At 66.6% G+C, this 8,485-nt stretch carries 5 protein-coding genes and 1 pseudogene; 3 read left to right on the top strand and 3 right to left on the bottom strand.

The genetic code is table 11. From position 1 onward, the window contains the following. From RMO40_RS10270 to trxA, 3 genes are all read right to left on the bottom strand, one after another. Positions 1–157, bottom strand: a 157-nt coding sequence (locus RMO40_RS10270; RefSeq protein WP_309720155.1) for a 50S ribosomal protein L31, incomplete at its 3' end; no start/stop codon positions are given. Between the two features lie 209 nt (positions 158–366). Continuing rightward, positions 367–1,629, bottom strand: a complete 1,263-nt coding sequence (gene rho, locus RMO40_RS10265; RefSeq protein ID WP_309720152.1) for a transcription termination factor Rho — start codon at positions 1,627–1,629, stop codon at positions 367–369. Positions 1,630–1,871: 242 nt separating this feature from the next. Then, positions 1,872–2,201 carry a thioredoxin TrxA gene (trxA, locus tag RMO40_RS10260; protein WP_296690460.1) on the bottom strand — a complete coding sequence of 110 codons (330 nt, stop codon included), beginning with the start codon at positions 2,199–2,201 and terminating at the stop codon, positions 1,872–1,874. Positions 2,202–2,333: 132 nt separating this feature from the next. Between trxA and RMO40_RS10255 the strand changes: the two genes are divergently transcribed. From RMO40_RS10255 to RMO40_RS10245, 3 genes and pseudogenes are all read left to right on the top strand, one after another. Next, the gene (locus RMO40_RS10255) at positions 2,334–4,853 is read left to right on the top strand and encodes a PD-(D/E)XK nuclease family protein (RefSeq protein WP_309720147.1); all 2,520 of its coding nucleotides are present in this window, start codon (positions 2,334–2,336) and stop codon (positions 4,851–4,853) included. Continuing rightward, the gene (locus tag RMO40_RS10250; RefSeq protein ID WP_309720144.1) at positions 4,850–8,071 is read left to right on the top strand and encodes a UvrD-helicase domain-containing protein; all 3,222 of its coding nucleotides are present in this window, start codon (positions 4,850–4,852) and stop codon (positions 8,069–8,071) included. The genes RMO40_RS10255 and RMO40_RS10250 overlap by 4 nt, the downstream gene beginning before the upstream one ends. 148 nt (positions 8,072–8,219) lie before the next feature. Beyond that, positions 8,220–8,485: pseudogene (locus RMO40_RS10245) on the top strand (serine/threonine protein kinase); the annotation flags it as partial.

Genomic DNA, 8,485 nt, shown 5'->3' with positions numbered 1-8,485 from the left:
CGCTGGTGGTTTCCAGCTTGTAGAGCGGCACTTCGCGGCCGTCATCCAGCTTGGTGGTTTCCTTGGTCTGAGCGCAAGAGCGCGTCACGAACTTGAAACCGTTGGACAGGTCGACGAAACACACGTCGCGGTAGGTGGGGTGAATGCCGTCTTTCATGGAGAACCTCGATTGAGCTGCCGGGAGCCACGCCAAACCCTTTGGCGCACGTTCCAGAATGCGGAAAACCGCGGATTATAAAGAGAAAATGACCCGAAAGGCGCTGTTGCGTAGGCCCCCCGATCAAGCAACACCCACGGAACCGGCTCCGCCGGTCCGTCGGGTGGCGCCCCCTGGGGGCAGGAGCGAAGCGACTGGGGGGCTGTCGTTCACCCGCCCCGGCGCATCATGTCGAAGAAATCGTGGTTGTTCTTCGTGGATTTCATCTTGTCGAGGATGAACTCCATCGCCTCGATTTCGTCCATCGGATAGAGCAGCTTGCGAAGAATCCAGGTCTTTTGCAGGATCTCGGGCTGCAACAGCAACTCTTCGCGACGGGTGCCGCTCTTGTTGATCAGGATCGACGGGTAGACGCGCTTCTCGGCCATGCGGCGGTCGAGGTGGATTTCGCAGTTGCCGGTGCCCTTGAATTCTTCGTAGATCACTTCGTCCATGCGGCTGCCGGTATCGACCAGGGCGGTGCCGATGATGGTCAGCGAGCCGCCTTCTTCGACATTTCGTGCCGCGCCGAAAAAGCGCTTCGGGCGCTGCAGCGCGTTCGAGTCCATGCCGCCGGTCAGCACCTTGCCCGACGAGGGCAGCACGTTGTTGTAGGCGCGGGCGAGGCGGGTGATGGAGTCCAGCAGGATCACCACGTCGCGCTTCATCTCGACCAAGCGCTTGGCGCGCTCGATCACCATTTCGGCGACCTGCACGTGGCGAGCCGCGGGCTCGTCGAAGGTGGAGCTGATGACTTCGCCGCGCACCGTGCGAACCATCTCGGTCACTTCTTCCGGGCGCTCGTCGACGAGCAGCACGATCAGATAGACCTCGGGGTGGTTGGCCACCAGTGCGTGCGCCAGCTGCTGCATCATCACCGTCTTGCCGGTCTTGGGCTGTGCGACGAGCAGGGCGCGCTGGCCTTTGCCGATCGGGGCGATCAGGTCGATGATGCGGCTGGTGATGTTCTCTTCGGTCTTGATGTCGCGCTCGAGCTTGAACTGTTCTTTCGGAAACAGCGGCGTCAAGTTCTCGAACATGATCTTGTGCTTGCTCTCCTCGGGCGTCACGCCGTTCACGCGGTCGACCTTGACCAGCGCGAAGTAGCGTTCACCGTCTTTCGGTACCCGAACCTCGCCTTCGATGGCGTCGCCGGTGTGCAGGTTGAAGCGGCGGATCTGGCTCGGCGACAGGTAGATGTCGTCGGTCGAGGCCATGTAGCTCGCGTCGGGGGCACGCAGGAAGCCGAAACCGTCGGGCAGCACTTCCAGCACGCCGTCACCGAACACCTGCTCGCCACCCTTGGCGCGCTTTTTCATGATCGCGAACATCAGCTCCTGCTTGCGCATGCGGGCGACGTTTTCTATCTCCAGTGCTTCGCCCATCGTGATGAGGGCAGAAACGTGGAGGGCTTTGAGTTCGGATAGATGCATGGGCGATGACCCTGGGGTGAGTGCCGGGTCGGCTGCTTGCAGCCAAGACCGGTGTTGCGATTGAAACCACCGGCGGCCGCTTGAGGCCGAGGTGCAAACGCGCGTTGCGAGCAGTGATACGAAACGCTGGAGTGGGGGGGCCGAACCGACGCGCCTCAGATGGGCGTGGTGGCTAAGTTTTCAGGCGGTGGCGTCTGGAAGGCCTCATGAGCCCGTGGCCAGTGCCACCGCGATTGCCGAGATTATAGATTACCGTCGATAAAGGCCGTCAACTGGGCCTTCGACAGGGCGCCGACCTTGGTTGCGGCCAGTTGACCATCCTTGAACAACATCAGCGTCGGGATGCCACGGATGCCGAATTTGGCTGGCACGTCGCGATTCTCATCGACGTTCATCTTGGCGATTTGCAAGCGGCCGTCGTAATCCTTGGACACTTCGTCCAGAATGGGCGCGATCATTTTGCAAGGGCCGCACCACTCGGCCCAATAGTCCACCAGCACGGGTTTGCTGGCCTTCAGCACATCGCTGTCGAACGATGCGTCGGTGGTGTGTTTGATCAATTCGCTGCTCATTGTCTTGTCCTTGTGCTTGAGCCGCTCGTTGCGAGCGGCAAGGCAGAATGATTCTGACACAAAGCCCCTCTGACCGCGCCCCGCATCGCCCTCACGCTCTCTATGGAGTCAATAGCGCGCCTACCTCTTGAAATGCCGCTGAGCTGGGCCGATATCGCCGACCGCGCCAAGGCGTGGGCGCAATCGCAAAACTTGGATCTGCGCTCGGCTGTGGTCCTGGTGCCGTTCGCCCAGCACCTGGCACCCGCACGGCGGGCTTGGGTGCAAGGTGGCGGCTGGCAGCCGCGGGTGGAGACGACGCATACCTTCTCAAGCTCACTCGGCCCGGCGCCGCGGGCGGACGAAGGCCAACTCACGCTTGACGCCAGCACCGACCGGCTCAATGCGGCGCGCATGCTGCGCTCACAGACCTGGGTGCGCAAAGATCCGCTGGCGTTTGACGACGCGGTCGCAGCCGTGGTTACGACCGCGCACGCGATGGTGAAAGCGCTCGCGGTCGTCGAGCCGTCTGAGCGCGCAGCGCATTGGCAGCGCGGCCGAGAGTTGTTGATGGCGTCCGGCGGGCCCGGTGGGAGCGAGCGTGCCTTGGCGCGGCTGGCCCTGGAGTGGGCGGCGTTGGCGCCCGCTCGGCCGACCGATCTGCTGTTCTCTCACCTGCCGTCGGCCTGGATCGTGATCCAGGCAGGAGGTGCCGATGCCTTGACCGAGCGGCTGCTGTCTGCGGCATCGGTGCCCAGTCTGGTGCTGGACGCCGACGCGCCCGCGCAGGCCGCGCTCGCGCCGAGCCTGTCACTTGCAGCCTGCCATGGCTTCGAGCACGAGGCCGAATGTGCAGCCGCCCAGGTGCTGGCGCATTTGCGGCATGGGCACGCGCCGGTCGCGCTGGTGGCACAAGACCGTGTGCTGGTGCGGCGGGTCCGCGCACTGCTGGAGCGTCAACGGGTCAGCCTGCTCGATGAAACAGGTTGGAAGCTCTCGACCACCCGCGCCGCAGCCCAGGTCATGAGCCTGCTGCGTGCGGCCAGCCCTGTTGCCGCCACCGACCTTTGGCTCGATTGGCTGAAGGCCGGCCCGTGGCCGCAAGCCGGCCGCGCCTGCATCGAGTTGGAGTCGGTGTGCCGACGCGAAGCCTGGAGCCAGGCCGCTTCGATCAATGTCGCCAAGCTGGGCGCTGCGGCCGCGGCTTTGCACGCCGATGCGACCGCGGTGCTGGGCCTGTTGACTGCCGAGCGGCGTCAGTCTTTGTCGACGTGGTTGTCGAGTCTGCAGGCGGCTTTGCAGCGCAGCGGCGTGCTGGATTCGCTGCGGGTTGACGAAGCCGGAGGCCAGGTTTTGCGGGTGCTGCGCATTTCCGAGAGCACCACGTGGTCGGGCCAGGCGGCGCAAACCTTGATGTCCCTCGACGAATTCAGTGCCTGGGTCGACGAGGCACTCGAAGAATCGTCGTTCATCCCCGTTGCCCCGCCGGAGCAGGCCCACGTGGTGATCACCCCTTTGGCCCGGGTGATGCTGCGGCCCTTCGCGGCGGTGGTGTTTCCGGGGGCCGACGATCGCCACCTGGGCGCCGTTGCGGCGCCGCAGCCTTTGCTGAACGATGCCCAGGCGATGGCACTGGGCGTGCCGACCTCAGCGCAGCGACGTGAAGCCGAGTCGCTGGCCTTTACGCACGCGGTGAGCGCTGCGCCGGTGAGCCTGTTCTACCGGCGCAGCGAAGGCGCGGAGCCCTTGGCGCTCAGCCCAGTGGCCGAGCGACTGGCCTTGCGACTGCGTCGTGCCGGCCGCCTTTTCACGCCGTGGGTTGACCCGCGCGAGGCACAAGCCATCGTGCCTGCGCCGATGAGCATGCCGGCGCCCAACGCGGCGACGCTGCTGCCGGGGAGCCTGTCGGCCAGTGCCTGTGAGGCCTTGCGCGCCTGCCCTTATCGCTTTCATGCCTTGCACTTGTTGCGCCTGCGCGAAGCCGACGAGCTCGACGCCGAGATCGAAAAGCGTGACTACGGCACCTGGTTGCACGCCGTGCTGATGAGCTTTCACGAACAGCGTACAGCGCCTGCTTCAGCCGAAGCGGAGTGCACGCATCTGATGGCGGTGGCGCAGCAGCAGAAGCTGGAGCTTGGACTCAACGACGTCGACTTCCTGCCCTTCGAAGCCGGCTTCGCCGAACTCGCGCCGCGCTACATCACCTGGCTGCACCAGCGAGACGAACAAGGCGCGCGCTGGTGGCAAGGCGAGCAGGATCGCCGCGCCGCGCCGCCCGAGTGGCGCGGCGTCGGCTTGCACGGGCGCATCGACCGCATGGACCACGTGCAAGGTGCCATCGAGTTGATCGACTACAAAACCGGCAGCGCGGGCGCCTTGCGCGAGAAGGTCAAGCAGCCGCTCGAAGACACCCAGCTCGCCTTCTATGTTGCGCTGATGCAGGCCGAGGCCACCGAGCCGCTGCAGGCCACTTACCTGGCACTCGGCCGCAAGATCGAAACCATCGCGCATGCCGACGTGGAAGACAGCGCACGCGCACTGGTGCAGGGCCTGGCCCGCGACCTCGACCACATCCGTGCGGGCGCCGGCTTGCCCGCCTTGGGCGAAGGCCAGGTGTGCGACTACTGCGAAGCGCGCGGCCTGTGCCGCCGCGACCACTGGGCCAGCCGATGACCCAACCCGCCTACCAACCCGCCTACCAGGCCGACGGCCGCAGCGTCACGCGCGAAGCCTTCTACGCCATCGCCTGCGACCCGCAGCGCAGCGTGGTGGTTGAGGCCTGCGCCGGAGCAGGCAAGACCTGGATGCTGGTGTCGCGCATCTTGCGTGCGCTGCTCGAAGGTGCGCAGCCGCAAGAGATCCTGGCCATCACCTTCACCCGCAAGGCCGCAGGCGAGATGCGGGCCCGCCTGGGCGAGTGGTTGCGCGAGTTCGCTGCGCCGGAGTTCAGCGACGAACAGCGTGCCCACGAGCTGGTGATACGCGGCGTGCCACCCGCGCAAGCGCAGCTGCTGGCGCCGAAGCTGGCGCAGCTGTACGAGAACCTGTTGGTGGGCGGGCGCACGGTGGAGATCCGCACCTTCCACGCCTGGTTTTCGCAGCTGCTGCGCGCCGCGCCACTCGACCTGCTGGCCGAGCTGGGCCTGGCTTCGGGCATGACGCTGATGGAAGACCTCGAAGACCACCGCGCCGCGGTGTTTCGCCGCTTTCACAGCGCCGTACTGGCCGACGAAGCCTTGCGCGCCGACCACACGGCCCTTGTGCAGCAGCGCGGCCGCGACCAGGTGCGGGTGTGGCTGGACGCAGCGCTCAACAAGCGTGTCGAGCTTGAGCTGGCCGACGAGGCCGGCGTGCTGGAGGCCAGCGTGCCCGCACCGGCCTGCGAAGGCCACCCCACGCTCGTGCTGCAGGGGGCGATCTGGCGCGGCAGCTTGCGCGAGCTGGCCATTGCGCTGGCGCTCGGCGGCGCCAAGGCGCAGGACGCCGCGACGGGCCTCGTGACGGCGTTGGCCATGACCGATTCGCTGGAGGTCTACAAGGAGGTTCGTGATTCGCTGTTCACGAAAGCTGGCACGCCACGCAAGCTGGGCCAAGTGCCGCATCTGGCCGACACGCAGGACCAAATCGAAGCCATCGCGGCACAGGTGCAGCAGCATGACGCCCACCTGGAGCACCTGCGCCTAGTGCGTCTCTCGCGCGTGTTGTTGCGCGAGCTGGCCGCCTACAAACGCTCACGCGGCCTGGCCGACATGGCCGACCTGGAACGCTGCGCTTTGGCACTGTTGCGCGACGCTACCCTCTCAGGCTGGGTGCAAGAGCGGCTGGACACACGCATTCGCCACGTGTTGATCGACGAGTTTCAAGACACCAGCCCCTTGCAATGGCACGCGCTGCACAGCTGGCTGTCGGCCTACGCGGGTGCTGGCGGTGGGCCGAGTGGGCAGCGCCCGCCAGGTGTCTTCATCGTCGGCGACCCCAAACAAAGCATCTACCGCTTTCGCCGCGCCGAGCCGCGTGTGTTTGCGGCGGCACGCGAGTTCGTGAGCCACGGTCTGGGTGGCGCATGGCTGGCCTGCGACCACACGCGGCGCAACGCGCCCGAGGTGCTGCACGCGGTCAACAAGGTGTTCGCTGCGGCGCAGCGGCTGGGTGAATACGACGACTACCGCGAGCACACCACCGAGCTGGCCGAGATGGCCAGTGCGGGCTTGTCGGCCCTGCCGGCCGTGCTGCGCGCCGCGAAGGAGAGCAAGACCGCGGGCGACTTGCGCGAATGGCGCGACAGCCTCACCACCCCGCGTCACGAACCCGAAGCCTTGCTGCGCGAACAAGAGGCGCGCTGGGTGGCCCTTGCCATTCACGAGCTTTTGCGCAGCGGCCAGGCGCGTGCCGGCGAGGTGTTTGTGTTGTGCCGCAAGCGGGCTTCGTTGCGTTTGGCGGCGCAGGCGCTGCAGAACCTGCATGTGCCCTTCGCGGCGGCCGAAGAGTTTTCGTTGATGGACGCCCCCGAGGTGCGCGATCTGGTGGCGGTGCTCGACGTGCTCGCCTCCCCCTCGCACCGCCTGTCACTGGCGCATGCCTTGCGCAGCCCGGTGTTCGGCGCGAGCGACGACGACCTGGTGGCGCTTGCACACGCCGCCGCCGACAGCGGCGACTGGTGGGCCGCGCTGATGCAAACCGCCCACAGCCCGGCCTTGCAGCGAGCGGCGCAATTGTTGGGCGCGTGGCGCGACGCCGTTCAGCAGCTGCCACCGCACGACCTGCTCGACCGCATCGTCAGCGAGGGCCAGTACCGCGAGCGCATGGTCGCGGTGGTGCCGGCCGAGCGTCGCCTGGCGGCGCTCGATGCCGTTGATGCACTGCTGAGCCAGGCACTGATGCTCGATGGCGCGCGTTACGCCACGCCCTACAACTTTGTGCGTGCGCTCAAACGCCGCGCCATCAAGGTGGCGGCGCCCGTGCAGGCCGACGCGGTGCAGCTGCTCACGGTGCACGGCGCGAAAGGGCTGGAGGCGAAGGTGGTGTTCGTGATGGACGCCCAGCCCGAAGCCAGCAAGCCCGACACCGCCACCTTGCTGGTTGATTGGCCGGTGGAAGCCGACCGGCCCACACGCTGTGCCTTCATCTATTCGGAAGCCCGGTGCCCGCCCTCGCTGCAGCCCTTGCTCGACCAGGAAAAGACCGCCCGCCAGCGTGAAGAACTCAACGGCCTTTACGTGGCCATGACACGTGCCAAGGAGCGCCTGGTGTTCAGCCGCACCGAGCCTTATCTCAAGGCAGCTTCGTGGTGGCAGCGGGTCGAAAACCTCGTGCAAGCCTGGGAGCCCGCTGCAGCGAACGCGCTTGAACAGGCGGTGCCCGAACCCACGATCGTGCTGCCGGCGCTGCCGGTCTGGGCCGCGCCTCCTGCTGCGCCCAAGGCCGAGCGTGAGCCTGACGGCGAAGCCTCGCGCCTGGGCCAGGCAGTGCACCGCACCCTCGAATGGGCCAGTGCCCACGGCGCGACCGCCGACATAGACACCTTGGCCAGCGCTGCCGCTTTGGAGTTCGACGCTTCGCCCGCTGAGGCTGCGCGTTTCGCCGGCGTCATCTGGCGCAGCCCCGCTTGCCAACCGTTTTTTACCGGCCCGGGCCTGCGCTGGGCGGGCAACGAAGTGCCGGTGGCCGAGGCGGGCGAGTTGCTGCGAATCGACCGGCTGGTGCAGCTGGAACAGGGCGGTGAAAGCGCCTGGTGGGTGCTCGACTACAAGCTCGCGCTGCGGCCGGAAGCGCAGACGAGCTACCGCGAGCAGATGCTGCGCTACCGCCGGGCGGTGGCCGCCCTGCAGCCGGGCGAGCCGGTGCGCTGTGCGCTCATCAATGGCCATGGAAACGTGATCGAAATCACATGACTTTGCCTGCCTGAAGCGCACACTGGGCGGCAGTGGGCAGGCGCGAATTGGTGTGTCTTTGGGCAGTTGATCCGCGCATTGCGCCCTGTGGCGGGGCCGTCCAATTGGGTGGCGTGCCCCACTTTCGCGCCAGCACCGATGCGCCTTCATGCTTGAACCGGAACACTCCAGCCCCAAGCCGACCCCCACCCGGGCGTTCGGGCGCTTCGAGCTGCGCCAGCTGCTGGGCAAGAGCGACCGCACCATGCTTTGGCTGGCGTTCGACCCGCGCTCCAGCCAGGAGCTGCTGCTCACCCTGCCGCGTGTGCAGCCTCCCACCGCTGCTGCGCTGGAGCTGTGGCTGGCCGACGCCAAACACGCTGCCCGCCTGAACCACCCCAACCTGGCCCATGTGGTCGAGGTGGGTGTGCAAGA

This window comes from Rhizobacter sp. (assembly GCF_031412075.1).
Lineage (GTDB): Bacteria > Pseudomonadota > Gammaproteobacteria > Burkholderiales > Burkholderiaceae_C > Rhizobacter.
The sequence above is the reverse complement of the archived record's forward strand: the minus strand, read 5'-3'. Positions and strand labels throughout refer to the sequence as shown.